Annotated in this window: 21 protein-coding genes and 1 pseudogene; 15 read left to right on the top strand and 7 right to left on the bottom strand. The window is 73.0% G+C overall.

Annotated features, from left to right (window positions below; translation table 11 throughout):
* Window positions 1-16: 16 nt before the first annotated feature.
* Window positions 17-1,543 carry an SDR family oxidoreductase gene (locus WJM95_RS01485; RefSeq protein WP_339127607.1) on the bottom strand — a complete coding sequence of 509 codons (1,527 nt, stop codon included), beginning with the start codon at window positions 1,541-1,543 and terminating at the stop codon, window positions 17-19.
* Between the two features lie 260 nt (window positions 1,544-1,803).
* Between WJM95_RS01485 and WJM95_RS01480 the strand changes: the two genes are divergently transcribed.
* A complete protein-coding gene (locus WJM95_RS01480; protein WP_339135292.1) occupies window positions 1,804-2,274 on the top strand; it encodes a MarR family winged helix-turn-helix transcriptional regulator in 471 nt (156 codons plus the stop codon).
* Between the two features lie 136 nt (window positions 2,275-2,410).
* A complete protein-coding gene (locus WJM95_RS01475) occupies window positions 2,411-4,546 on the top strand; it encodes an MMPL family transporter (RefSeq protein ID WP_339127606.1) in 2,136 nt (711 codons plus the stop codon).
* Window positions 4,547-4,586: 40 nt separating this feature from the next.
* Here the strand turns inward: WJM95_RS01475 and WJM95_RS01470 are convergent, their stop codons facing one another.
* Window positions 4,587-4,754, bottom strand: a complete 168-nt coding sequence (locus WJM95_RS01470; RefSeq protein WP_339127605.1) for a hypothetical protein — start codon at window positions 4,752-4,754, stop codon at window positions 4,587-4,589.
* Window positions 4,755-5,004: 250 nt separating this feature from the next.
* Here WJM95_RS01470 and WJM95_RS01465 point away from each other — a divergent pair, with 250 nt between their 5' ends.
* The 4 genes and pseudogenes from WJM95_RS01465 (at window position 5,005) to WJM95_RS01450 (ending at window position 8,131) form a co-directional block, all read left to right on the top strand.
* Window positions 5,005-5,487, top strand: a complete 483-nt coding sequence (locus WJM95_RS01465) for a hypothetical protein (protein ID WP_339127604.1) — start codon at window positions 5,005-5,007, stop codon at window positions 5,485-5,487.
* Between the two features lie 681 nt (window positions 5,488-6,168).
* Entirely contained in the window at window positions 6,169-6,723 is a 555-nt protein-coding gene (gene ssuE, locus WJM95_RS01460) for an NADPH-dependent FMN reductase (RefSeq protein ID WP_339127603.1), read from the top strand.
* Between the two features lie 5 nt (window positions 6,724-6,728).
* Window positions 6,729-6,902: pseudogene (locus WJM95_RS01455) on the top strand (SfnB family sulfur acquisition oxidoreductase); the annotation flags it as partial.
* Window positions 6,903-6,988: 86 nt separating this feature from the next.
* Window positions 6,989-8,131, top strand: a complete 1,143-nt coding sequence (locus tag WJM95_RS01450; protein ID WP_339127602.1) for an LLM class flavin-dependent oxidoreductase — start codon at window positions 6,989-6,991, stop codon at window positions 8,129-8,131.
* Here WJM95_RS01450 and WJM95_RS01445 read toward each other — a convergent pair.
* Window positions 8,121-9,194 carry an acyl-CoA dehydrogenase family protein gene (locus WJM95_RS01445; RefSeq protein ID WP_339127601.1) on the bottom strand — a complete coding sequence of 358 codons (1,074 nt, stop codon included), beginning with the start codon at window positions 9,192-9,194 and terminating at the stop codon, window positions 8,121-8,123. The genes WJM95_RS01450 and WJM95_RS01445 overlap by 11 nt on opposite strands.
* A 99-nt stretch (window positions 9,195-9,293) precedes the next feature.
* On the opposite strand from WJM95_RS01445, the gene WJM95_RS01440 reads away from it, so the two are divergent.
* The 5 genes from WJM95_RS01440 (at window position 9,294) to WJM95_RS01420 (ending at window position 13,355) form a co-directional block, all read left to right on the top strand.
* Complete coding sequence (locus WJM95_RS01440) at window positions 9,294-9,647, top strand: YciI family protein (RefSeq protein WP_339135290.1); 354 nt, start codon at window positions 9,294-9,296, stop codon at window positions 9,645-9,647.
* Window positions 9,647-10,846, top strand: coding sequence for a sigma-70 family RNA polymerase sigma factor (locus WJM95_RS01435; protein ID WP_339127600.1), 1,200 nt, complete (start codon window positions 9,647-9,649; stop codon window positions 10,844-10,846). Before WJM95_RS01440 ends, WJM95_RS01435 begins: the two co-directional genes overlap by 1 nt.
* A gap of 48 nt (window positions 10,847-10,894) precedes the next feature.
* Window positions 10,895-11,236, top strand: coding sequence for a hypothetical protein (locus tag WJM95_RS01430; RefSeq protein WP_339127599.1), 342 nt, complete (start codon window positions 10,895-10,897; stop codon window positions 11,234-11,236).
* A 138-nt stretch (window positions 11,237-11,374) separates the two neighbouring features.
* On the top strand, window positions 11,375-12,280 hold the full coding sequence (locus tag WJM95_RS01425) for a universal stress protein (RefSeq protein WP_339127598.1): 906 nt from the start codon (window positions 11,375-11,377) through the stop codon (window positions 12,278-12,280).
* Window positions 12,281-12,332: 52 nt separating this feature from the next.
* Complete coding sequence (locus tag WJM95_RS01420; RefSeq protein WP_339127597.1) at window positions 12,333-13,355, top strand: zinc-dependent alcohol dehydrogenase; 1,023 nt, start codon at window positions 12,333-12,335, stop codon at window positions 13,353-13,355.
* 63 nt (window positions 13,356-13,418) lie between these two features.
* On the opposite strand, the gene ppk2 is transcribed toward WJM95_RS01420, so the two are convergent.
* Window positions 13,419-14,222 (bottom strand): polyphosphate kinase 2, encoded by an 804-nt coding sequence (ppk2, locus tag WJM95_RS01415; RefSeq protein ID WP_339127596.1) that lies wholly within the window; start codon window positions 14,220-14,222, stop codon window positions 13,419-13,421.
* An 86-nt stretch (window positions 14,223-14,308) separates the two neighbouring features.
* Here ppk2 and WJM95_RS01410 point away from each other — a divergent pair, with 86 nt between their 5' ends.
* Window positions 14,309-16,693, top strand: a complete 2,385-nt coding sequence (locus WJM95_RS01410; protein WP_339127595.1) for a phosphoketolase family protein — start codon at window positions 14,309-14,311, stop codon at window positions 16,691-16,693.
* A 124-nt stretch (window positions 16,694-16,817) separates the two neighbouring features.
* Window positions 16,818-19,202 carry a glycosyl hydrolase family 65 protein gene (locus WJM95_RS01405; RefSeq protein ID WP_339127594.1) on the top strand — a complete coding sequence of 795 codons (2,385 nt, stop codon included), beginning with the start codon at window positions 16,818-16,820 and terminating at the stop codon, window positions 19,200-19,202.
* 81 nt (window positions 19,203-19,283) lie between these two features.
* On the opposite strand, the gene WJM95_RS01400 is transcribed toward WJM95_RS01405, so the two are convergent.
* The 3 genes from WJM95_RS01400 to WJM95_RS01390 form a co-directional block, all read right to left on the bottom strand.
* Entirely contained in the window at window positions 19,284-19,739 is a 456-nt protein-coding gene (locus WJM95_RS01400; RefSeq protein WP_339127593.1) for a universal stress protein, read from the bottom strand.
* A 91-nt stretch (window positions 19,740-19,830) separates the two neighbouring features.
* Window positions 19,831-20,535 carry a response regulator transcription factor gene (locus WJM95_RS01395; RefSeq protein WP_339127592.1) on the bottom strand — a complete coding sequence of 235 codons (705 nt, stop codon included), beginning with the start codon at window positions 20,533-20,535 and terminating at the stop codon, window positions 19,831-19,833.
* Window positions 20,536-20,715: 180 nt separating this feature from the next.
* The gene (locus WJM95_RS01390; protein WP_339127591.1) at window positions 20,716-21,186 is read right to left on the bottom strand and encodes a cyclic nucleotide-binding domain-containing protein; all 471 of its coding nucleotides are present in this window, start codon (window positions 21,184-21,186) and stop codon (window positions 20,716-20,718) included.
* Window positions 21,187-21,375: 189 nt separating this feature from the next.
* Between WJM95_RS01390 and WJM95_RS01385 the strand changes: the two genes are divergently transcribed.
* Both WJM95_RS01385 and WJM95_RS01380 read left to right on the top strand, forming a co-directional pair.
* Window positions 21,376-22,407, top strand: a complete 1,032-nt coding sequence (locus WJM95_RS01385) for a universal stress protein (RefSeq protein ID WP_339127590.1) — start codon at window positions 21,376-21,378, stop codon at window positions 22,405-22,407.
* A gap of 455 nt (window positions 22,408-22,862) precedes the next feature.
* Window positions 22,863-23,480, top strand: coding sequence for a hypothetical protein (locus WJM95_RS01380; RefSeq protein ID WP_339127589.1), 618 nt, complete (start codon window positions 22,863-22,865; stop codon window positions 23,478-23,480).
* The last annotated feature ends 30 nt before the right edge of the window (window positions 23,481-23,510 follow it).

Genomic DNA, 23,510 nt, shown 5'->3' with positions numbered 1-23,510 from the left:
CGACCCGGCCGAGCGGTCAGGGGGTGAGGGCCGGTGCCGGTGTGGCCGTGGGCGTGTTCTTGGCGGCCAGGGCGATGTTCCGGGCCATGCCGCCGAACACCACGGTGTGAAAGGGCGAGACGCTCCACCAGTACAGATGCCCGAGCAGCCCGTGCGGATGGAACAGGGCCCGCTGGCGGTAGCGCGTGCGCCCCTCGTCCGTCGTGTCGGCGTACATCTCCAGCCACGCGAGCCCCGGCAGCCTCATCTCGGCCCGCAGCCGCAGCAGCCGTCCGGGCTCGATCTCCTCCACCCGCCAGAAGTCCAGGGAGTCCCCGACCCGCAGACGGTTGGCGTCACGGCGGCCGCGCCGCAGCCCCACTCCGCCCACCATCCGGTCCATCCAGCCGCGCACCGCCCAGGCCAGCGGGAAGGAGTACCAGCCGTTGTCGCCGCCGATGCCCTCGATCACCCGCCACAGACTCCCGGGCGAGGCCTCCACCGTCAGTTCGCGCTCGTCCGTGTAGAGGCTGCCGCCCGCCCAGTCCGGGTCGGTGGGCAGCGGATCGCTGGCCGTCCCGGGATACGAGGCCGACGACCACCGGGTGGTCACCTGGGCGTCGCGCACCCGCTGGAGCGCCAGGGTGACGGCGGCGTCGAAGCCGATCGGCCGGCCCGGGGGATCGGGAACGTACCGGGCGATGTCGTGCTCACGGCACACGACCTCGTGGCGCAGCGACTCGGTGAGCGGACGCGCGATCGAGGCGGGCACGGGGGTGACGAGCCCGACCCAGTGACTGGAGAGCCGGGGCGTGAGGACGGGCACGGGGAAGATGAGCCTGCGGGGCAGCCCGGCGACGACGGCGTACCGCCGCATCATCTCCAGATACGTGAGGACGTCGGGGCCCCCGATGTCGAAGGCGCGGTTGACCTCCGGGGGCATCCCGGCGCTGCCGACCAGGGTGCGCAGCACGTCGCGCACGCCCATCGGCTGGATCCGGGTGTGCACCCAGCTCGGCGTCACCATCACCGGCAGCCGCTCGGTGAGATAGCGCAGCATCTCGAACGAGGCCGAGCCGGAGCCGATGATCACCGCGGCCCGCAGGACCGTGGTCGGAACGCCCGAGTCCAGCAGGATGCGCCCCACCTCGGCCCGGGACCTCAGATGCGGCGAGAGTTCCCGTTCGGGCACGCCCTCCGGGGTGAGGCCGCCGAGATAGACGATGCGCCGCACGCCCGCCGCACGGGCCCGCTCGCCGAAGATCCGCGCGGCCCTGCGGTCCGTCGCCTCGAAGTCGTGGCCGGTGCCGAGGGCGTGCACCAGGTAATAGGCCACCTCGCACCCGCGCAGCGCGTCGGCGACCGACTCGGCGTCCGTGACGTCGCCGCGGACCACCTCCGCCTCGCCCGCCCAGGGATAGTCGCGCAGCTTGGCGGGGGAGCGGGCCAGACAGCGCACCCGGTACCCCTCGGCCAGCAGTTCGGGGACCAGCCGTCCGCCGATGTAGCCGGTGGCACCGGTGACCAGACACCTCGGGCCGGTGCGGGTCTCCTGGTCGCTCATGGGTCCTCCGTCGGTCGCCGCCGTGCCCCCCGTGGGTCCCCCGCCTCCCTGATCCCTTCCACCCGGGCACCGTCCGTGGATGCGCCGGACGGGTCCGCCGCCGGGTGCCGGGCGCCCGAACGGGGGAGGTGCCGGGACTTCTATAGGCTGATCACGTGGCCAGACGAGACGACCGTGACGACCGGACGGGTGATCCGCACCCCGGCGCGGGCCAGGAGCGGGAACGGCTCGTGGCGCCGGAGACGGAGCCGGAGCGGCTCGTGGTCCGGGAGCGCGAACCGGCCGTGGTCACGGATCTGCACGCCTTCGCGGTTCAGCTGCGCCGGATGAACGGCGAGATCAACCGGCTGGTGCACGGCTTCGCCGCGGACCACGGTCTGCACGCGACGGACGTGCTGGCGCTCGCGGCGATCCTCGACGCACCCGAGCCGCTCACACCGGGCCGGCTGCGCGAGCACCTCGGGCTCACCTCGGGCGCGGTCACCGCCTGTCTGGACCGGCTCGAACGCGCGGGCCACATCCGGCGCGTCCGGGAGAGCCCCGACCGCAGGGTCGTCCACCTCCACTACGTACCCGACGCGAAGTCGGCCGCGCGCGCCCACTTCCGGCCGCTCGCCGACGTCACGGCGAGCGTGCGCTCGGGCTTCAGCGAGGACGAGCTGGCGGTGGTCCTCCGCTTCCTGACGGCGATGAACGAACAGCTCTCGGCCGTACGGTCGCCCGGGCGCTGACCCCGTCCGCCGCCGGGTGCATCCGGACGGCCGCCGGGACCGGAAGTCCGGGCATGGTCTACGATCTGGCCGCGAGATATCTCAATGATTGAGATTGTCATTCATTGAGACACCTGTCCGTGACACCTGGAGAGCGATGTCCCTCACCCCGCGACGAGCCCTGTGGCTGATCCCCGTCGTCCTGCTCGTCGCCTGGCTCGGCATCGGGGGCACCCTCGGCCCCTACGCCGGCCGGCTCGGCGAGGTCTCCACCAACGACCAGGCCGCCTTCCTGCCGCGCAGCGCCGAGTCCACGAAGGTGGTGGCCCAGCAGCGGGCCTTCCAGCAGGCCGGGACCCTGCCCGCGATCGTCGTGTGGACTGCGGACGGCGGCGGTTCCACGGCTCGCGCCACCCAGGCCGCCGCGACCCGGGCGCTCGCCTCCCTCGCCGGAACCCCCAGCGTGGTCGGCACGCCGTCCCCCGCGCTGCCGTCGCGGGACGGCAAGGCGCTTGAGGGAGTCGTCCAGCTCAGGCCCGACCTCGGCAAGCAACTGCCGGACGTCGTCGACCGGGTGCGTACCGCCGCCTCGGGTGTGCCCGGTACGACCGTGTGGCTCGCCGGACCCGCGGCGAGCCAGGCCGACCTCGGCGACGCCTTCTCCGGAATCGACGGACTGCTGCTCGGGGTGGCCCTGGCGACCGTCCTGGTGATCCTGCTGCTCGTCTACCGCAGTGTGCTGCTGCCCTTCCTGATCATCCTCGGATCGGTGTTCGCGCTCGGCCTGGCCTGCGCCGTCGTCTACGTCCTGGCCGACCACGGCGTCGTACGCGTCGACGGCCAGGTCCAGGGCATCCTCTCGATCCTCGTCATCGGCGCCGCGACCGACTACGCGCTCCTGCTGAGCGCCAGGTTCCGCGAGGAACTCACCCTGCACGCCGACCGGTTCACAGCCGTGCGGGCGGCGCTGCGGCAGTCCTGGGGCGCGATCGCGGCCAGCGCGGGCACCGTCGCCCTCGGACTGCTGGCCCTGCTGCTCAGCGACCTGACGAACAACCGCTCGCTCGGTCCCGTGGGCGCGATCGGCGTGGCCTGCGCCGCGCTGAGCTCACTCACCTTCCTGCCGGCCGTGCTGGTGCTCCTGGGCCGTGCCGCCTACTGGCCGGCCAAGCCCCGTCCGGCCGGCGGGGCGAGCGCGGGCAGCGGCATCTGGAACCGGGTCGCGGCACTGGTCGACCGCGCACCGCGCAAGGTCTGGGCGGCCGCCCTGGCCGGACTCCTCGCCTGCGCGGCCTTCGCGCCCACCCTGACCGCGAAGGGCATCCCGCTCGCCGAGACCTTTGTCAACGACGCGCCGTCGGTCGCCGCGCAGGCGACCCTCGGACGGCACTTCCCCGGCGGCTCGGGCAACCCCGCCGTGATCATCGCGAACGCGGACCGCGTCGACCGGGTCACCTCCGCGGCCCGCGCGACGGACGGTGTCGCGTCCGCCGCGGCCGTGACCGCGTCCGGGCGCCCGGGCGGCGGAGCGCCGCGGATCGTCGACGGCCGGGTCCGGGTCGACGTCACGCTGCGGTCCGCCGCCGACAGCGACGCGGCCAAGGCGACGGTCGCGCGGCTGCGCACGGCGGTGCACGCCGTTCCCGGCGCCGACGCGATCGTCGGCGGCTACGCGGCCCAGCAGTACGACACCCGGCAGACCGCCGAGCACGACCGGACGCTCATCGTGCCGGTGGTCCTCGCCATCATCCTGGTGATACTGACCGTCCTGCTCCGCTCCCTGCTCATGCCGGTGCTCCTGGTGGCCACGGTGGCGCTCAACTTCCTGGCCACGCTGGGCATCTCCTCGCTGGTCTTCCGGCACGGGTTCGGCTTCACGGGCACCGACGCGTCCGTGCCGCTGTACGGCTTCGTGTTCCTGGTGGCCCTCGGCGTCGACTACAACATCTTCCTGATGACCCGGGTCCGTGAGGAGTCGCTGCGGCACGGGGTGCGCCAGGGCGTGCTGCGCGGACTCGTCGCCACCGGAGGGGTGATCACGTCGGCGGGCGTGGTGCTGGCCGCGACCTTCGCCGCCCTCGGGGTGATCCCGCTGGCCTTCCTGGTGCAGATCGCCTTCATCGTCGCCTTCGGCGTCCTGCTGGACACCCTGGTCGTCCGGTCGCTCCTGGTGCCCGCGCTCGTCCGTGACATCGGCCGCCTGGCCTGGTGGCCGGGGTCGCTCAGCCGCGAGCCCGAACCGGAGGAGGCGCCCGCGCCCGGGACCCGGGGGGACGAGCGGGTCGAGGTCTGAGGGGCCGGGTCCGTCCACGTCCGGTGAGGCCGGCGGCGGGTCAGTCCTCGTCGCCGGCCGGAACCACCACGAGGAACGCGTCGGAGTTCAGGTCCATCACGACCGTCGCCTTCAGCCCCTCGGTCCTGCGCCGGGCCGCGTACTCCTCGGCGGTCCAGGATCCGCGCGGAGCCCCGGCGGGAAATCGTTCCAGCACCTTTGTGCCCATGGCGGCAGACACCTCCAGCTCGGACGGCGGACCCGGAGTGTCGAGTCCCGTGGAGTGCGCTTGCCCGGCAACCGCCGATTCACGCGTATGAGCGGAAGAGCAACTCCCGCGCACGGACGGCTCGTTCGCCCGGAAGGCATAGTCGGGGCAAAGCCTGTGGCGGGCTGTTGATCTCCGCCGTCGCAAATCCGACACTGTGGTGGCCGCACGTCCAGACCGGGACGCGCGCGAACGGGGGGACTGACGGGACATGAACGGACCCATACCTGGCACGGTGGAAGTCGCCGTGCGCCACATCCTCAGTGACAGGACGACCGGGTTCCTGACCAGGACCCGCACGATCACCTGGAAGGACGGCCTGTTCCGGGTGCGCCGGCCGGCGTCCGGCAAACAGAGCGTGGAACTGATCTGCCCGGTGTGCGACGCCTCCCTGCTGGCCGAGGTCCGCACCGAGGCCCGTGCCCGCCGGACCGGCGCCGTCCTGCTGGTTCTGGCCGCCCTGAGCGCCATCGTCTTCGTCGCCGCGTGCGCCTACGCCTTCCACGAGGGCGGCCGCACGCTGCCCGAGGGCCAGTCGCTGCCGGCCCTGTTCCCCGTCAGCGTCGTATCGATCTTCGTCACGTTCGTCGCCGCCCCCGTGCTCCTCCTGCGAGGCCGCCGCCACAACGGCGTCACCATGCTGGACGCCCCCAAACCGCGCCGGAGGCACGCGATCATCCCGGTACGCGGCTGAGCACAGGGAACGGCGGCGGGAGCACCCGGCGGCAGCGGTTCGCGTCCTGAGCCGCCGGGGCGGTGACGGCCGGGCGCGTGTGCGCGGAACACCGGTCCACGACACGGTCCGGGATGCGAGACCGGACCGCCGTTCCTTGACTGCCCGAGCTCTGGGCTGCGACGATCTCCCCATGATGATGCGACTGGACCTCACGCGGCGACGCCACGTCGACCTCGCGCGTGTCTCCAGCTCCTTCTGTCGCCGCGAAGTCTGACGACCCCGACCCCGGGTCTCCTTCGCGCGCTCCGTCCGCCCACGGTGGCTCGTTCCCACCCCGGTCCGGTACGCGCCCTGGTCTCCCGCCCTCGCTCCGGTGCCCGAACTCCGCCTGATCGCGGCTGAGTTCCCCAACCCCGACGCGTCCCGAACGGCCCTCGGCCCCGGTTGCCGTACCTCGGTCCGTTCGGGCGTCGAACGGCCGCGCAGGGGACGGGAGTCCGTCAGGACTCAGGCCCCTTTTCAGCAGGCCACGTGCGCGGAGTGCGAGCCTGGTCCGTCGTCCCCGTACTCCCGCCCGGCCGCCCGCCGCCACCCGAACGCCGGTCACGCCCACTCACCCGGAACCAGGGGCACGGACTTCACCCGCGAGCCCGCTCACGGCACGCGCCCCGGAACCCGTTTCTTCACGAAAGAGGACCCATGGCCATCGTCCTGTCCGTCTCCGGCAGCCCCTCGGTCTCCTCCCGCACCGCCAAGCTGGTGCGCCACCTCGACGCCCGCCTCGCCGCGCAGGGCCACGAGGTGATCCCGCTGGACGTCCGCACCATCCCCGCGGAGGCGTTGCTCGGCGCGGACTTCCAGCACCCGGCCATCGTCGAGGCGGCCGAACTCTTCGCCCGCGCCGACGGCGTCGTCATCGGCACGCCCGTCTACAAGGCGGCCTACTCCGGCGTCCTCAAGGCCCTGCTCGACCTGCTCCCGCAGTACGCCCTGGCCGGGAAGACCGTGCTGCCGCTCGTCACCGGAGGCAGCAACGCCCATGTGCTCGCCCTGGACTACGCGTTGCGCCCGGTGCTCAACTCCATGGGCGCGGCCCATATAGTCCAGGGCTGGTTCACCCTGGACAAGGACATCGTCACGGGGCAGGACGGGAGCGTCACCGTCGCGCCGGGCTCCGCCGAGGCCCTGGCCCAGGTGGTGGACCAGTTCTCGGCGGCCCTCGGCCGTACCCAGCTGCTCGCCGCCACCGGCTGACGCCGATGACCGCGAAAGTGGTCGCCGACGACGCCGAGGCACTGGCCGTCGCCGCCGCGTTAGCCGAAGAGTTCCGCGCGGGGGCTTCCGCACGGGACGCCGAACGGGGCCTCCCGCACGAGGAGTTGGAGCGGCTGTCCGCCTCCGGCCTGCTCACCGTCACGGTGCCGGCCGAGCACCGCACCCCGTCCCCGCGGCACGGCCCTTTCTAACCCCCGTCCGACGGCTGTGTGCCCGTCGGGTCCCACGATCGGAGAACTCCGCCGTGTCCCTCACCTTCCACTGGTTCCTGCCCACCAACGGTGACAGCCGCCATGTCGTCGGCGGTGGCCACGGCAGTCCCGCGACCGCTTCCGGGCGGGACCGGCCGCCGACCGTCGCCTATCTGAGCCAGATCGCCCGCGCCGCGGAGGACCTGGGATTCCTGGGCGCCCTCACCCCCACCGGTGCCTGGTGCGAGGACGCGTGGCTGACGACCGCGATGGTCAGTCAGCGCACCGAGCGGCTGAAGTTCCTCGTGGCCTTCCGGCCCGGCTTCGTGTCGCCGACGCTCGCCGCGCAGATGGCCTCCACCTTCCAGCGCCAGACGGGCGGGAGACTGCTGCTCAACGTCGTGACCGGCGGGGAGAGCCACGAGCAGCGCGCGTACGGCGACTTCCTCGACAAGGACGCCCGATACCGTCGTACCGGCGAATTCCTGCGGATCGTAAGGGACTTGTGGGACGGAAAGACCGTCGACCTGACCGGTGAGCACCTGAGGGTCGAGGACGCCCGGCTCGCCCGGGTTCCCGACCCGGTCCCGGAGGTCTACTTCGGCGGCTCCTCACCCGTCGCGGGCGAGGTCGCCGCCCGTCACGCCGACGTGTATCTCACCTGGGGCGAACCGCCCGCCCAGGTCGCGGAGAAGATCGCCTGGATCCGCGGACTGGCCGCCGAGCAGGGAAGGACCCTGCGCTTCGGCATCCGGCTGCACGTCATCACCCGCGACACCTCCGAACAGGCATGGGCCGAGGCCCACCGGCTCCTCGACGGCTTCGACCCGGCGACCGTACGGTCCGTGCAGGAGGGGCTCGCCCGCAGCGAGTCGCAGGGACAGAAGCGGATGCTCGCGCTGCACGGCGGCAGCCGGGACGGGCTGGAGATCCACCCCAATCTGTGGGCCGGCATCGGTCTGGTGCGCGGCGGAGCGGGCACCGCCCTGGTCGGCTCCCACGACGAGGTCGTCGAGCGGATCGAGGAGTACCACGCCCTCGGCATCGACGAGTTCGTGCTCTCCGGCTACCCGCACCTGGAGGAGGCCTACTGGTTCGGCGAGGGCGTCCTGCCCCGCCTCTCCGCCCGGGGCCTGTGGCGCCACCCGTTCGCGGCGCCGGCCGCACCCGCCGTCCAGGTGCCCTTCACCGGCTGAGCGCGGAGGCGGGACCGGACGAACCCAGCGCCCCCAGGTGCGCGGCGCGCACCTGGGCGGTCTGCCCCTGCACCAGCAGGAACATCCCCTCGCGCGCGAGCCGCTGGGCCGGGCTGCGCAGATCCATCGAGCGCCCGCCACCGGCCACGACGGCCGCCGTGGTGGCCGCCCGCATCACGTCGTACGCCCGCGTCTTGCACACCAGGCGCTCCTCGATCCGCTCGGTCGGCACCGGGTGGTCGGCGAGCTCGTACGCGTGCCGTCTGACCTCGTCCAGACGCGCCCGCAGCGCCTGTGCCGTGTCCCTCGCCGAGGGATCGTCCTCCAGCAGGCCGATCGCCGCCGCCGTGATCCCGAAGACGGCCGGCGAGGCGTTGGTGTTCTTCGGCCGGTCGGTGACCGCCCAGGTCTCGTAGGGGACGCGCAGCACCACCGCCTCCTCGGGCAGCCAGAACCCGTCCAGCTCCAGGGAGACCGTCCGGGACGCGGTCAGCGCGGCGAGCCGCATCGGCGGGGACGGGCGCAGCCCCGGCTGCTCGCGCGCCTCCGTGAACGCGAACAGGGCCTCGTCGCGGTCCGTCACCCCGGCCAGCAGCATGACGTCGTTCAGCCCCCAGCCGGTGTACCAGGGGACCCTCCCGTCGAAGCGCCGGCCGCCGCGCTCCCGGGTGACCCGCACCGGGACGCGCGGATGGGCGCGCAACTGGGCGTAGGCGACGCCGGACAGCAGTTCCCCGCGTGCCAGCGGACCCAGCAGCCGGTCCCGTACCGGAAGAGCGCTCCGGGCCAGTGTCGTCACCGGTGTGTGGTGCTGGGTCTGCACGAACCAGGTCGAGCAGCACGCCCCGGCAAGGATCTCCGCGGTCTCCCGGACCACCGCGGCGGGCGCCGCCGAACCGCCGTCCGCGACCGGCGCGGCGATCCCGAGGATCCCCGACCGCTTGACGGCCTCGATACTGCTCGCGGGCATGCCGTCCCGGTCCACGGCCTCCGCCCGGGGCGCGAGCACCCCGGCCGCCAGTTCCCGGGCGGCGGTCACGAGCGGATGGGGCGGGACGGTCATGGAAGGAATCTCCCGCTGTCGTCGTGGCGTGTGTCGATCCGGCCTCCTCCCGTTCGTGTAGTCAGGGAGAGCCCGATGGAGACCACCGAGGAGGACGTCATGAAGTACTACCTGCTGAGCGTGATGCAGCCGCAGGGCGAACCGCCCGCGCCCGAGGTCCTGCAAGAGATCATGCACAATCTGGAGGTGTTCCACACGGAACTGCGCGAGGCCGGTGCCTGGGTGTTCGCCGGCGGACTGCACGGTCCCGACACCGCCACCGTGCTGCGGGCCCAGGACGACGAGGTCCTGGTCACCGACGGACCGTACGCGGAGAGCAAGGAGTATCTGGGCGGGATCTGCCTGATCAAGGCGCCCGACCTCGACGCGGCGCTGACCTGGGGGCGCAAGGCGACCCTGGCGACGACGCTCCCGATCGAGGTGCGGCCGTTCACGCACGAGTCCGAGGACTGATGGGCGTCGGCGCCGAGGACGTCGAGGCGGTCTTCCGCGCCGAGTACGGCCGGGCGGTCGCGGTCCTGATCCGCTTCCTCGGCGACATCGACCTCGCCGAGGAAGCGGTCCAGGACGCCTTCACCACGGCCGTGGCGAAGTGGCCGGGGAGCGGCATCCCGCCGAGCCCGGCCGGCTGGATCATCACGACCGCCCGCAACCGCGCCGTCGACCGGCTGCGCCGCGAGTCCACCCGCGCGGCCCGGCACGCCGAGGCGGCACGGCTGCACGCCCCGGACGACCCCGTTCAGGAGGGCCCCGTGCGCGACGACCGGCTCCGTCTGATCTTCACCTGCTGCCACCCCGCGCTCGCCCCGCAGGCCCAGGTCGCCCTCACCCTGCGGCTGCTGGGCGGTCTGACCACCGCGCAGATCGCGCGGGCCTTCCTCGTCCCCGAACCCACCATGGCCCAGCGGATCGTGCGCGCCAAGGCCAAGATCCGGGACGCGGGCATCCCCTACCGCGTCCCGCGCGACGCCGACCTGCCGGACCGGGTCAGGGGCGTCCTGGCCGTCGTCTACCTCGTCTTCAACGAGGGGTACGGCGGCCGCGAGGACCTGTGCGCCGAGGCGCTGCGGCTCGGACGCCTCCTCGTCGAGCTCATGCCCGACGAGCCCGAGGCGCTCGGCCTGCTCGCGCTGATGCTGCTCGTCGAGGCCCGCCGCCCGGCGCGCTCGACGGCGTCCGGTGACCTGGTCCTCCTCGCCGAGCAGGACCGCACGCTCTGGGACCGGGACCTGATCACCGAGGGCCAGGCGCTCGTACGGCGTTGTCTGCGCCGCGACCGGCCGGGCCCGTACCAGATCCAGGCCGCGGTCAACGCCGTCCACAGCGACGCGCCGACCGCCGCCGCCACCGACTGGGGGCAGATCCTCCGGCTCTACGACCAGCTCATGGAGCTCGCCCCGAGCCCGGTCGTGGCCCTCAACCGCGCCGTCGCCGTGGCCGAGACCGAGGGGCCCCGGACGGCGCTGGCTCTCGTGGACGAGCTGGACCTCGGCGGCTACCACGCCTTCCACGCCGTACGGGCGGGGCTGCTGCGCAGGCTCGGCCGCGACGCCGAGGCGCTGCGGGCGTACGACGCCGCCCTCGCGCTCACGGCGAGCGCCCCGGAACGTGCCCGCCTCGAACGGAGCCGGGCGGACCTGGCGGGAGGCTGACCGCAGCACGGCCGCCCGCGGCGGAGCGGTCAGGGGCAGGATGGACTCATGACAAAGCTGCCCTTACAGCCGGTCCCCCGTCCCTCGTCCGGTTCGGTGCTGTCGCTGTGGTCCCAGGACTCCGTGCTGTCGATCGGGTCGGTGGGCTCGGTCCTGTCCGTGGGGTCCGTCGGCTCCGCCCTCTCCGTCGCGTCGATCGGAAGCGCGCTGTCCATCGGCTCGATCGGCTCCGCCCTGTCCCTGATCTCGACCGGCTCGTGGCTCAGCACCGGGTCGCTGTTCTCGGCGCAGTCGCGCTGGTCGGTGCTGTCCTGGCGCTCCTCCGGGGGTCTCCTGGCGGCCGGAGCGGCGGTCTCGCGCTGCGCGTCCCCGTGGTTGCGGGCACGGTGATAGGAGGGCTCCTCCGGGCGGTTGGGCCGAACGGCCCTCACCGGGGACCTGCGGCCCCTGCCGCGCCCCGCCGTTTCGCCACGAGGCTGGAACCAGAGCCCGGAACGGAACGGGTTGCCGATCCAGGAGGTGGACATCATGCCCCGCACCGTCATCGTGGGCCTCGACGGTTCTCCCGAGAGCCTCGCCGCCGCGGAGTGGGCTGCCCGCGAGGCGCGGCTGCGCTCCCTGCCGGTCAGCCTCGTCAACGTGTGGGAACCGGCCCCCGATCCCATGGCCCAGGCGCCCCTGCTCGGCGCCGAGACCCACCAGCACTGGAGCGAGCGGATCCCGCGCGACGCCGCCGAGGGGGTACGGGCACGCCACCCGGGGGTCGAGGTCACCACGGAGCAGGTCACCGGACGCCCCGCGGAGGCGCTGCTGAAGGCCCTGGAGGACGCCGAACTCCTGGTCCTCGGCACCCGCGGGCTCAGCGGGGCCGGCGGATTCATGGTCGGCTCGGTCGGCCTGTCCGTCGCGGCGCATGCCGGGCGCCCCGTGGTGTTCGTACGCGCCGGTGAACAGGCCGCCGACGAGCACGTGCCGGATCCGGCGGGCATCCCGTCCGCCGCGGCACCCTTCCGTCCCGTCGTGCTCGGACTCGACACCAGCCGCCCGGACGACACGCTGATCGGCTTCGCCTTCGAGGCGGCCCTGCTGCGCGCCACGGCACTGCGGGTGGTCCACTCCTGGAACGAGCCGCCGTACATCGCGTACGGGCTGCCCCCGGACCTGAAGATGACCACCCGGCTGGCAGCCGAGGACGCCGCCTCCATGACCGTGGCCCTGCGGGCCTGGCGCGAGAAGTACCCGACCGTCGAGATCATCGAGGACTCCCTGTCGGGGAAGCCGGCCAACCATCTCGTGGACGCCTCCCGCGAGGCCTCCCTCGTGGTCATCGGCCGCCGCATGCGCAAGGCCGCGCTCGGCGCCCACCTCGGACCCGTCGGACACGCGGTCCTCCACCACGCCACCGCCCCCGTCGCCGTCGTACCGCACCCGTGATCGGCCCGGGCCCGGTGCCGATCACCTCCGATCGCGCAAGGAGAGACAACCGATGAAGGCAGCAGTCGTACGAGCGTTCGGTGAGCCGCTGGTCATCGAGGACCGCCCGGACCCCGAGCCGGGACCCGGCCAGGTCCGCATCCGGCTGGAGGCCTCCGGGCTCTGCCACACCGACATCCACGCGGCCCACGGCGACTGGCCGGTCAAGCCGAGCCCGCCGTTCGTCCCCGGACACGAGGGCGTCGGCCTGGTCGAGGCACTGGGCGAGGGCGTCACCCATCTGGCCGTGGGACAGCGGGTCGCCGTGCCCTGGCTCGGCAAGGCGTGCGGACGCTGCGAGCACTGCCTCTCCGGCTGGGAGACCCTGTGCGAGGAGCAGGTCAACACCGGTTACGGCTGCGACGGCGGCTACGCCGAGAAGATGCTCGCCTGGGCCGACTTCGCCCAGCCGGTGCCCGAGGGCATCTCCCCGCTCGACGCGGCGCCTCTCACCTGCGCCGGCGTGACCACGTACAAGGCGCTGAAGGTCGCCGACGTCCGGCCCAGCCAGCTCGTCGCGATCTCCGGGGTCGGCGGCCTCGGCCACCTCGCCCTCCAGTATGCGAAGATCGCCGGGGCGACCGTCGCGGCGATCGACGTCACCGACGAGAAGCTCGAACTCGCCGCGGAACTCGGCGCCGACATCGTGATCGACGCCCGCAAGGAGGACCCGGGCGAGGTCCTGCGCGGCCACGGCGGCGCGCACGCCGCGATCGCCCTCGCGGTCAACGAGGAGGCGTTCTCCGCCGTGTACACCGGGCTGCGGCGCGGCGGGAAGCTCGTCATGGTCGCCATGCCGGCGCACGGCACGATCCAGGTCCCGATCTTCGAGACCGTGCTGAACGGCACCTCGGTGATCGGCTCCATCGTCGGCACCCGGCAGGACCTGGCCGAGGTGTTCGAGCTGCACGCCGCCGGCCGGACCCGGGTCATCCGCGAGTCCCGGCCGCTCGACTCGGTCAACGAGTCCATCGACGAGGTGCTGCACGGCCGCGTCCAGGCCCGGATCGTCTTCGACCTCGCCGGAGGGAGCTGACGGCGGCGGAACCCGCACGCCCGACCGCCCCGCCGCCCTCGCGCCCCCGCGAGGGCGGACGGCTCACAGACCCGCCGCGTGGTCCGGGACGTACGTCTGGAGATCACGCGGCGGACGGACGTACCCCGTCGACGGCGGCCGCTCGGGCAGCTCCAGAACCGGCGGCGGCACCTCGTGATAGGGAACCGTGGACAGCAGATGGGCGATCATGTTCAGCCTGGCGCGCCGCTTGTCGTCGCTCTCGACCACGAACCACGGCGCCTCGACGATGTCGGTGTGCACCAGCATCTCGTCCTTCGCCCGGGAGTACGCCTCCCAGCGGGTGATCGACTCCAGATCCATCGGGGACAGCTTCCAGCGCCGCGTGGGGTCCTCCAGCCGGCGCCGGAAACGCTTCTGCTGCTCCGCGTCGCTCACCGAGAACCAGTACTTGCGCAGCAGCACCCCCGCCTCCACCAGCATCCGCTCGAAGATCGGGCACTGCCGCAGGAACAGCTGGTGCTCCTCCTTCGTGCAGAACCCCATCACGTGCTCGACCCCGGCGCGGTTGTACCAGCTCCGGTCGAACAGCACGATCTCCCCGGCGGCCGGCAGATGCTCCACGTACCGCTGGAAGTACCACTGGGTGCGCTCGCGCTCGGTCGGCGTGGGCAGCGCCGCGATCCGCGCGACACGCGGGTTCAGATGCTCCGCCACCCGCTTGATCGTCCCGCCCTTGCCCGCGGCGTCCCGGCCCTCGAAGACCACCACCACACGGGCGCCCTCGGTCCGTACCCACTCCTGGAGCTTCACCAGCTCCGTCTGGAGACGCAGCAGCTCCCGCTCGTACGCCTCACGCGGCACCTTCGCCGTCTTCTCCTCGGCCATGCCGCCTCCTCCGCCCGACGACGCCTCCCGTGAAGCGCCGCGCCGAACCGCCTCGCCGACCGACCCCGATGACCTACGGAGTCACCATGCCCAAGGCCGAACACCAGGACAGCACCGTACTGACCGACGACGAACTGCGCACTCTGGACGCCCACTGGCGCGCCGCCAACTACCTTGCCGTGGGCCAGATCTATCTGATGGCCAACCCGCTGCTCACCCGGCCCCTGACCCCCGCGCACATCAAGCCCCGGCTGCTCGGCCACTGGGGCACCTCGCCCGGCCTCAACCTCGTCCACACCCATCTCAACCGCGTCGTGAAGGCACGCGGTCTGGACGCGCTGTGCGTCTGGGGCCCCGGGCACGGCGGCCCGGCCGTGCTGGCGAACTCCTGGCTCGAGGGCACGTACAGCCAGACCTATCCCACCGTGTCCCGCGACGGCGAGGGCATGGAGAAACTGTTCCGGCAGTTCTCCTTCCCCGGCGGGGTGCCCAGCCATGTCGCCCCCGAGACGCCCGGCTCGATCCACGAGGGCGGTGAGCTCGGGTACGCGCTGTCCCACGCCTACGGCGCCGCCTTCGACAACCCGGACCTGCTGGTCGCCTGCGTCGTCGGCGACGGCGAGGCGGAGACCGGGCCGCTGGCCGCGTCCTGGCACTCCAACAAGTTCCTCGACCCGGTCCACGACGGAGCGGTCCTGCCGATCCTGCACCTCAACGGCTACAAGATCGCCAACCCGACCGTGCTCTCCCGGCTCCCGGAGGCCGAACTCGACGAGCTGCTGCGGGGATACGGCCACGAACCGATCCACGTGACCGGGGACGACCCGCTCCAGGTGCACCGCGCCATGGCCGCCGCGTTCGACCGGGCACTGGACCGGATCGCGGTCCTCCAGCGCACGGCCCGCGAGGAGGGCGGCACCGGACGCGCCCCCTGGCCCATGATCGTGCTGCGCACCCCCAAGGGCTGGACCGGCCCCGCCGAGGTCGACGGCCAACCCGTCGAAGGAACCTGGCGCGCCCACCAGGTGCCCCTCGCCCAGGTCCGCGAAAACCCCGAACACCTGCGGCAGTTGGAGACCTGGCTGCGCTCCTACCGCCCCGAGGAACTCTTCGACGCCGAGGGACGCCCGGTCGCCGACGTACTGGCCTGCGTCCCCGAGGGCGACCGGCGCCTCGGCGCCACCCCGCACGCCAACGGCGGACTCCTCCTGCGCGACCTGCCGCTCCCGCCCCTGGAGCGCTACGCCGTCCCCGTCGACAAGCCCGGAGCAAGCGTGCACGAGCCGACCCGGGTGCTCGGCGACCTGCTCGAACACGTCATGCGCGCCACCGCGCAGCGCCGCGACTTCCGGCTCGTCGGCCCCGACGAGACCGCATCCAACCGCCTGGACGCCGTCTTCGCCGCCAGCGGCAAGGCCTGGCAGGACCAGATTCTGCCCGTCGACGAACACCTGGACCGGCACGGCCGTGTCATGGAGATCCTCTCCGAACACACCTGCCAGGGCTGGCTGGAGGGCTACACCCTCACCGGAAGGCACGGACTGTTCTCCTGCTACGAGGCGTTCGTGCACATCGTCGACTCCATGGTCAACCAGCACATCAAGTGGCTGAAGACATCGCGGGAGTTGTCCTGGCGCGCGCCCGTCGCCTCCCTCAACTACCTGCTCACCTCGCACGTCTGGCGCCAGGACCACAACGGCTTCTCGCACCAGGACCCCGGCTTCGTCGACCACGTCCTCAACAAGAGCCCCGAGGTCGTGCGCGTCTACCTCCCGCCGGACGCCAACACCCTGCTGTCCGTGGCCGATCACGTCCTGCGCAGCCGCGACTACGTCAACGTCGTCGTCGCCGGCAAACAGCCCTGCTTCGACTGGCTGTCCATGGACCAGGCCCGCGCCCACTGCGCCCGCGGCGCCGGCATCTGGGACTGGGCCGGAACGGCCGACGCCGGCCGCGAGCCCGACGTCGTCCTCGCCTGCGCCGGCGACGTCCCCACCCAGGAGATCCTGGCCGCCGCCGACCTGCTGCGCCGCCATCTGCCCGAACTCGCCGTCCGGGTCGTCAACGTCGTCGACATGACCCGGCTGCTCCCGGGCGAGGAACACCCGCACGGGATGAGCGACTTCGAGTACGACGGCCTGTTCACCACCGACAAGCCGGTGATCTTCGCCTACCACGGCTACCCCTGGCTCATCCACCGTCTCGCCTACCGCCGCACCGGCCACCGGAACCTCCACGTGCGCGGCTACAAGGAGATGGGCACCACCACGACCCCCTTCGACATGGTCGTCCGCAACGACATGGACCGCTACCGGCTGGTCATGGACGTCATCGACCGGGTCCCAGGACTCGGCGTCCGCGCCGCCGCCCTGCGCCAGAGGATGGACGACGTCCGCTCCCGGCACCACACCTGGATCCGCGAGCACGGCACCGACCTCCCCGAGGTCGCGGACTGGACCTGGACCGGCTGAGCGCCCGCGCTCCCGTGAGGACGGGCCGCCGGCACGGCCGTACGTGCCGGCGGCCGACGCCCGTGAACCGGGCCCGCCGCCGCGCCGCGAGGACGGCGGGCCGCCCGTACCCGAGGATGGGGGAATGGACGACCTCACCTGGGACTACGAGGGCTACCACCCGGCGCAGGAACGCCTGCGCGAATCGCTGTGCACCCTCGGCAACGGGTACTTCGCCACCCGGGGCGCCTCCCCGGAGTGCGTCGCCGACTCCGTCCACTACCCCGGCACGTACGCGGCCGGCTGCTACAACCGGCTCACCTCGCAGGTGGCGGGACAGCAGGTCGAGAACGAGGACATGGTCAACCTCCCCAACTGGCTGCCGCTGCGCGTGCGAACCGCCACAGGGACCTGGCTCACCCCCGACTCCCACCGGGTCCTCGACCACCGGCTGCGCCTCGACCTCGTGGCGGGCACCCTGGAACGCACCACGCGCTACGAGGACGAGGAGGGCCGGCGCCTCGCCGTGCGGCAGCTGCGCCTGGTCCACATGGCCGATCCCCACCTCGCCCTGCTGCGCACGGAACTGACCGCCGAGGGCTGGTCCGGGACCGTCGAGATCGAGTCCGCCCTCGACGGGACGGTCACCAACAGCGGTGTCGAACGCTACCGTGCCCTCGCCTCCCGCCATCTGACGGACGTCCGGGCGGGCACAGGGAAACCGGACACCGTCTGGCTGCGCTGCCGCACCGCCACCTCGGAGATCGGCGTCGGACTGGCCGCCCGGACCGTCACGGACGCCCCCGCCCGGACCACGGACGCGCACACCCCGGGACGCGCCGCCCAGCTGCTCGTGCTCGCGCTGACCGACGGCCGGACCGTGACCGTGGACAAGACGGTCGCCCTGCACACCTCCCGCGACGCGGCGATCAAGGACCCGCTGAACGCGGCCGTCGACCGGGTCGGCGCGGCCGCCGGCTTCGAGACGCTGCTCGACACCCATCGCACGGCCTGGCAGCAGCTGTGGCGCAACGCCGACATGGACGTCCGCAACAGCGTGGGCCCGATCCTGCGCCTGCACCTGTTCCACGTGCTCCAGACGCTCTCCCCGCACACCGCCGAACTCGACGTCGGAGTCCCCGCGCGCGGGCTGCACGGCGAGGCCTACCGGGGGCACGTGTTCTGGGACGAACTGTTCGTGCTGCCGTATCTGAACCTCCACTTCCCCGAGGTCTCCCGGGCCCTGCTCACCTACCGCCACCGCCGTCTGGAGCAGGCGTGCCGTGCGGCCCGGGACGCCGGCCGCACCGGCGCCATGTACCCGTGGCAGAGCGGGAGCGACGGACGCGAGGAGACCCAGGAACTGCACCTGAACCCCCGTTCCGGGCGCTGGCTCCCCGACCACTCACGGCTTCAGCACCACGTCGGATCAGCGATCGCCTACAACGTGTGGCAGTACTGCGAGGCGAGCGGCGACACCGAGTTCCTGCACACCAAGGGCATCGAGATGCTCGTGCAGATCGCCCGCTTCTGGGCCGGCTCCGCCGAGCACGACAGCGCGCTCGGGCGCTACCGCATCCGGGGGGTCGTCGGACCCGACGAGTACCACGACGCCTACCCGGACGCGGTCCGGCCGGGGCTCGACGACAACGCGTACACCAATGTCACCGCCGCCTGGACGCTCGCCCGCACCCTGGACGTGCTGGGCGAACTGCCCGAGCTGCTGCGCCGTGACCTCGTCGAGCGGACCGGCCTCGACCCCGCCGAACTCGACCACTGGCACGACGTGTCGAGCGGCCTGCACGTGCCCTTCCACGACGGGGTCATCAGCCAGTTCGAGGGCTACGGAGAGCTCGCGGAACTCGACTGGGACGGCTACCGGAAGCGGTACGGGGACATCCGCCGGCTCGACCGGATCCTGGAGGCCGAGGACGACAGCGTCAACCGCTACCAGGCGTCGAAGCAGGCGGACGTGCTCATGCTGGGCTATCTCTTCTCGCCCGCCGAGCTCGGCGCCCTGTTCCGCAGGCTCGGACACGAGGTCGACGACCTCCAGTGGCGGCGCACCGTCGACCACTACCTGAGCCGCACGAGCCACGGCTCGACGCTGAGCAGCCTGGTGCACGGCTGGGTGCTGGGTCGGGCACGGCGGGCCGAGGCCTGGACGTACATCCACGAGGCACTGCGGGGCGACATCGCGGACGTCCAGGGCGGCACCACGGGGGAGGGCATCCACCTGGGCGCGATGGCGGGCACCCTCGATCTCGTCCAGCGCGGGCTGACCGGTCTGGAGACCCGCGGCGGGGCGCTGCGGCTCGACCCGGTCCCGCCGCCGGAGCTGTCCGAGTACGGCTTCGCGATCCGCTACCGGGGCCATCGGGGCGTCCAGCTGCGGCTGAGCGCCGGGAGACTGAACGTCAGCGTGCCGGCGTCGGACGAGCCGCCCATCGACATCACCCTCGCGGACCGCACCGTCACGGTGGCACCGGGCGAGTCCTGCACCCTGACGCTGCCGGAGCGCCGGCCCTGACCGGTTGGCCGGCCCCGACCCGTGGACCGGATCGGCCCGGGTCCCGGCCCGGTCGGCTTCGGTCACGGACCGGGCGGCGGGTCAGTGCGGGACCAGCGTCACCGGGCACCGGGAACGGCTCAGGACCGTCCGGAGCGTCGGCCCGAGCGCCGTGCCGTCGCGACCGACGACCAGGAGCGCCGCCGAGTCCGAGGCGTGCACGAGCGCGGCGGCCGGACCCTGGAGCCGGACGTCCTCGTAGACCTGTGCCGAGGGGTACTTCTCCCGCCACGGCCGGAGCACGTCCGCCAGCAGCTGGACCTCCTGGTCCTCCCAGCGCGCCCGGTCCGCCTCGGGCGGTGCGAAGGGCAGCGCCCTTCTGGCCGCGGCGGGCAGCTCCCACGCGTGGACGGCGTGCAGCGGTGCCCCGCGCCTCAGCGCGGCCTCGAAGGCGAAGCCGGTCACGGCGTCGCACGGACGGCGGGCGTCGATGCCGAGCACCACGGGCCGCAGCCCGTCGGCCCCGTGCCCCGGACCGGCGACGATCCTGCGCGTCATGGCGGTTCCCCCTTGGTCGTGCGCCCTTGGTCGTGCGCCGCGTCCCGCGTGCCCGGGGCCCGCTCCGCCGTACCGCGGACCCCGGCGGAGCTCAGCGCGTGGAGTGGTGGCCGGCCGCTTCCGGGTGTTCGAGCTGGTTGGCCAGGACAGCGGCCTGGACGCGGCGCTGGACCCCGAGCTTGGCCAGCAGCCGCGAGATGTGGTTCTTCACCGTCTTCTCCGACAGATAGAGCTCCTTGCCGATCTCCCGGTTCGTGAGCCCGTCCCCGATCAGCGCGAGGATGTCGCGCTCACGGGGCGAGAGCCCGGCGAGCTCGTGCGAGAGGGGCTGCTCCTCCGCCGGGTCCGTACGCAGCTTGCGCATCAGCCGCGCCGTCGTCGTCGGGTCCAGCATCGACTGGCCCGAGGCCACGGTTCGGACCGCCGAGACCAGGTCGGAGCCCTTGATCTGCTTCAGCACATAGCCCGCCGCCCCGGCCATGATCGCGTCGAGCAGCGCTTCCTCGTCGTCGAACGACGTCAGCATCAGACAGGACAGCTCGGGCATCTGGCTGCGCAGCTCCCGGCAGACGCCGATGCCGTCGCCGTCCGGCAGGCGCACGTCGAGAACCGCCACGTCGGGCCGCAGCGCGGGGCCGCGCACCAGCGCGTGTGCGACGGTGTCCGCGTCCCCGACCACCGAGATGTCGGGCTCCGCGTCCAGCAGGTCGGTCAGACCACGGCGCACCACCTCGTGGTCGTCCAGCAGGAAGACCCGGATCGGGTTCTGCTCGGAGAACGTACGCGCCTCGGCCATGACGACCCCTTGTTCAGTGATGGACGACGGACGTGGGCCCGTTCGGTTCGATCATCACGCTTCCGGCCCCGGCGCACTAGGGCCGACCGGCCCCATGCCGGTACCGGTCCGCACGCGTTCCACTGCCGCGGCCGGTTGCCGCACCGCGGCGGGCGCCGGCCGCCGCACCGACGCCCGGGGTCAGCGCGCGCTGCCGTTGCCGCTGCCGTAGGGGGCGTACAGGTCGAGCAGCCGGGTCCGGGCGGACTGGAGCCGGTGCGCGACGATCTCGCCCGCCCACTGGGCCACGGCCCTCCCCAGCTCGGGATCGTCCAGGCACATCGCCCGGACCTCCTCAGCGTCGAACTCGTAGGCGCGTACGGGGCTCGTCGCCTCGGCGCCCAGATGCCAGGTGTGCGGGGCGAACAACCAGGACCAGCCGACGAGTTCGTTGTGGCCGAGGATCTCGATGACCGCGGCGCGGCGGCCCGGGACCTTCATGTCGAGGGCGACCGTACCGGTCCTGATGATCCAGAACCGGTCCGCGTGTCGGCCCTCCTCGAACAGCCGGGTGCCCTCGGGGAACGACACCTCGCGGGCCGTCCGCAGCAGCTGCTCCCGTCGAAGGGCGGGCAGCGCCCGCAGCATGGTGGATGTGGTGGAAGTGTTCATGACCTGCCTCTTCCTGGCGCGCGATCCTTCCGCTTCCAATCATCGCCCGCGGCCGCTCCGGCACCAGGGGCCATCCGGCCCCGGTCGCGGGCCGCACGGCAGGGGCCGGGCCGAAGGACCCCGCGGAAGGGGGCTGCCCGGCCCCTGCCCACGGGCTTGGCCCCCGTACCACGCTCGACGGGAGAGAGGGTGCCGGGGACGGCGTCGACCACCGCCGTCCCCTGCACCTTCGCCGAGCGCGGGACGCTGGAGGTGTGGATCATGCTCCGACCGGTCGCAGCGGGAATCGACGGATCCCCGGAGAGTCTGGCCGCCGCCCACTGGGCGGCCCGTGAAGCCCTGCGCCGGGGAACCGCGCTCCGGCTCGTGCACGCCTGGCAGTGGCGGGAGGGCCCCGCGCCGTCACGGCCGGCCGCTGTGCCCCGGCGGGACGGGGCCGAGGACCTGCTGACGGGCGTCGCGGACGGGCTGCGCGCGGCGCACCCCGGACTGCTCGTCCACTGCCGGCCCGCCGAGGAGGCGCCGGTGACCGCCCTTCTCGCCGCGGCCGACGAGGCGGACCTGCTGGTCCTCGGGTCCCGGGGCCTCAGCGGAGCCACGGGCTACCTCCTGGGGTCGATCTCCCAGCGGATCGTGTCCGGGTCACCGGTCCCGGTCGTCCTGGTCCGTGCCGGCGGCCCGAACCGGGGCGGGCACGTGGCGGCACCGGGCGGATACCCGGTGGATCCCGCACCGGGCGGTCTCCCGGCCGGCGCGGCGCCGGCCGGTTTCCGGCCGGACCCGGTGCCGGGGGGCGACTCGCGCGAGGTCGTCCTCGGGCTCGGCACCGGCCGGGCCCACGACGAGACCGTCGCGTTCGCCTTCGAAGCCGCCCGGCTCCGCGGTGCCGTGCTGCACGCCGTGCACGTCTATCGCGCCCCGGACCCCGTCACCGCCGCGCGGCTCGCCGAGGTGGACGGCCCGCGGCTGCTGGCCGAGCACGAGCGGGCTGTGGTCTCCGCCCTGGGCCCCTGGTGCGGGAAGTTCCCCGAAGTACCCGTCGCCGAGACCGTGTCGCAGGGCCGTCCGGCCGCCGAGCTCGTCCGCGCGGCCGCCGGGGCCGCCCTGGTCGTGGTGGGCCGCGGGGAACGGGAGACCCGGTTCGGCACCTGTCTCGGCCCGGTCGCCCACGCCGTACTGCACCACGCCGACTGCGCGGTCGCCGTGGTCCCGTACACCTGAACAGGCCACGAGGGCACGGGACATGGCCCGTCACCACCTTGCTCGCGCATCCGGGAGCGCCACTTGGCGACGCACCGCCCGACAGCACGGTGGAGCAACGGACATGACCCCACGTCACGTCACGGTCGGCCTCGACGGCTCTCGCGCGGCCCTGCGGGCGCTGGACCGGGCCGCGGAGGAGGCGGTGCTCCGCGGAGCCGCCCCGGACGTCGCGTACGCCGTGTCCGGCGGGGTGCCGAGTAGGGACCTTCGGCCCCGTACCAGGGCCTCGCGACCCCTCCGAACTCCCTTGCCGTAGCGGGACATTGAACACGCAAGCGAAGAGCCCGACCCCGATCCGAGCCCCGTTCGAGCCCCCGGACGACCAAGGCCGAGCACACCCCCGAGGCCGGGCCGGAGCACCACCACACGTCCGTGTCGAACACCCCTGAACACCCCTGGGAGGGATCAGCATCATGGCAGTCCACGAGCAGCCCCGACGGCACACAGGGTTCCACTTCCCGCGCGCAATCCGTTCGGCGCGGGCATCCGGTGAGGCCGCGAACGCGTCGGCCACGACGGCCGGTTCGTACGCCTTCGCGGGTCTGCGTCTGCTGACCGGGTTCGTCTTCCTGTGGGCCTTCCTCGACAAGACCTTCGGCCTCGGCTACGCCACCCCGTCAGGCAAGGGCTGGGTCGACGGCGGCTCGCCGACCAAGGGCTTCCTGAGCGGAGTCGCCGCGGGCCCGATGGAGTCGACGTTCCACTCCTGGGCCGGCGCCGCCTGGGTCGACTGGCTGTTCATGGCCGGGCTGCTCGGGGTCGGCGTCGCCCTCGTCGCCGGTGTCGCACTCCGGCTCGCCGCGGCCGCCGGCACGGTGATGATGGCGTTCATGTGGCTCGCCGAATGGCCGCCCGCCCGGCACCTGGCCGACGGCTCGCCGACCATGTCGCCCAACCCCTTCGCCGACTACCACGTGATCTACGCGATCGTCCTGGTGGCCCTGGCCGCCGCCGGCGCCGGTGCCACCTGGGGTCTGGGCCGCTTCTGGGAGCGGCTTCCCCTCGTGAGCCGGAGCCCCTGGTTGCGGTGACCGCGGCCGGACGGGTCGGGCGGGCATCAA

Origin of the sequence: Streptomyces sp. f51 (assembly GCF_037940415.1) — a bacterium.
GTDB lineage: Bacteria > Actinomycetota > Actinomycetes > Streptomycetales > Streptomycetaceae > Streptomyces.
The sequence above is the reverse complement of the archived record's forward strand: the minus strand, read 5'-3'. Positions and strand labels throughout refer to the sequence as shown.

Bases quoted from the DNA above. Each gene is read 5' to 3' on its own strand.
- WJM95_RS01485 (WP_339127607.1), bottom strand. From the start codon at position 1,543: ATGAGCGACCAGGAGACCCGCACCGGCCCGAGGTGTCTGGTCACCGGT.
- WJM95_RS01475 (WP_339127606.1), top strand. From the start codon at position 2,411: ATGTCCCTCACCCCGCGACGAGCCCTGTGGCTGATCCCCGTCGTCCTG.
- WJM95_RS01470 (WP_339127605.1), bottom strand. From the start codon at position 4,754: ATGGGCACAAAGGTGCTGGAACGATTTCCCGCCGGGGCTCCGCGCGGA.
- WJM95_RS01465 (WP_339127604.1), top strand. From the start codon at position 5,005: ATGAACGGACCCATACCTGGCACGGTGGAAGTCGCCGTGCGCCACATC.
- ssuE (WP_339127603.1), top strand. From the start codon at position 6,169: ATGGCCATCGTCCTGTCCGTCTCCGGCAGCCCCTCGGTCTCCTCCCGC.
- WJM95_RS01445 (WP_339127601.1), bottom strand. From the start codon at position 9,194: ATGACCGTCCCGCCCCATCCGCTCGTGACCGCCGCCCGGGAACTGGCG.
- WJM95_RS01440 (WP_339135290.1), top strand. From the start codon at position 9,294: ATGAAGTACTACCTGCTGAGCGTGATGCAGCCGCAGGGCGAACCGCCC.
- WJM95_RS01435 (WP_339127600.1), top strand. From the start codon at position 9,647: ATGGGCGTCGGCGCCGAGGACGTCGAGGCGGTCTTCCGCGCCGAGTAC.
- WJM95_RS01430 (WP_339127599.1), top strand. From the start codon at position 10,895: ATGACAAAGCTGCCCTTACAGCCGGTCCCCCGTCCCTCGTCCGGTTCG.
- WJM95_RS01425 (WP_339127598.1), top strand. From the start codon at position 11,375: ATGCCCCGCACCGTCATCGTGGGCCTCGACGGTTCTCCCGAGAGCCTC.
- WJM95_RS01420 (WP_339127597.1), top strand. From the start codon at position 12,333: ATGAAGGCAGCAGTCGTACGAGCGTTCGGTGAGCCGCTGGTCATCGAG.
- ppk2 (WP_339127596.1), bottom strand. From the start codon at position 14,222: ATGGCCGAGGAGAAGACGGCGAAGGTGCCGCGTGAGGCGTACGAGCGG.
- WJM95_RS01410 (WP_339127595.1), top strand. From the start codon at position 14,309: ATGCCCAAGGCCGAACACCAGGACAGCACCGTACTGACCGACGACGAA.
- WJM95_RS01405 (WP_339127594.1), top strand. From the start codon at position 16,818: ATGGACGACCTCACCTGGGACTACGAGGGCTACCACCCGGCGCAGGAA.
- WJM95_RS01400 (WP_339127593.1), bottom strand. From the start codon at position 19,739: ATGACGCGCAGGATCGTCGCCGGTCCGGGGCACGGGGCCGACGGGCTG.
- WJM95_RS01395 (WP_339127592.1), bottom strand. From the start codon at position 20,535: ATGGCCGAGGCGCGTACGTTCTCCGAGCAGAACCCGATCCGGGTCTTC.
- WJM95_RS01390 (WP_339127591.1), bottom strand. From the start codon at position 21,186: ATGAACACTTCCACCACATCCACCATGCTGCGGGCGCTGCCCGCCCTT.
- WJM95_RS01380 (WP_339127589.1), top strand. From the start codon at position 22,863: ATGGCAGTCCACGAGCAGCCCCGACGGCACACAGGGTTCCACTTCCCG.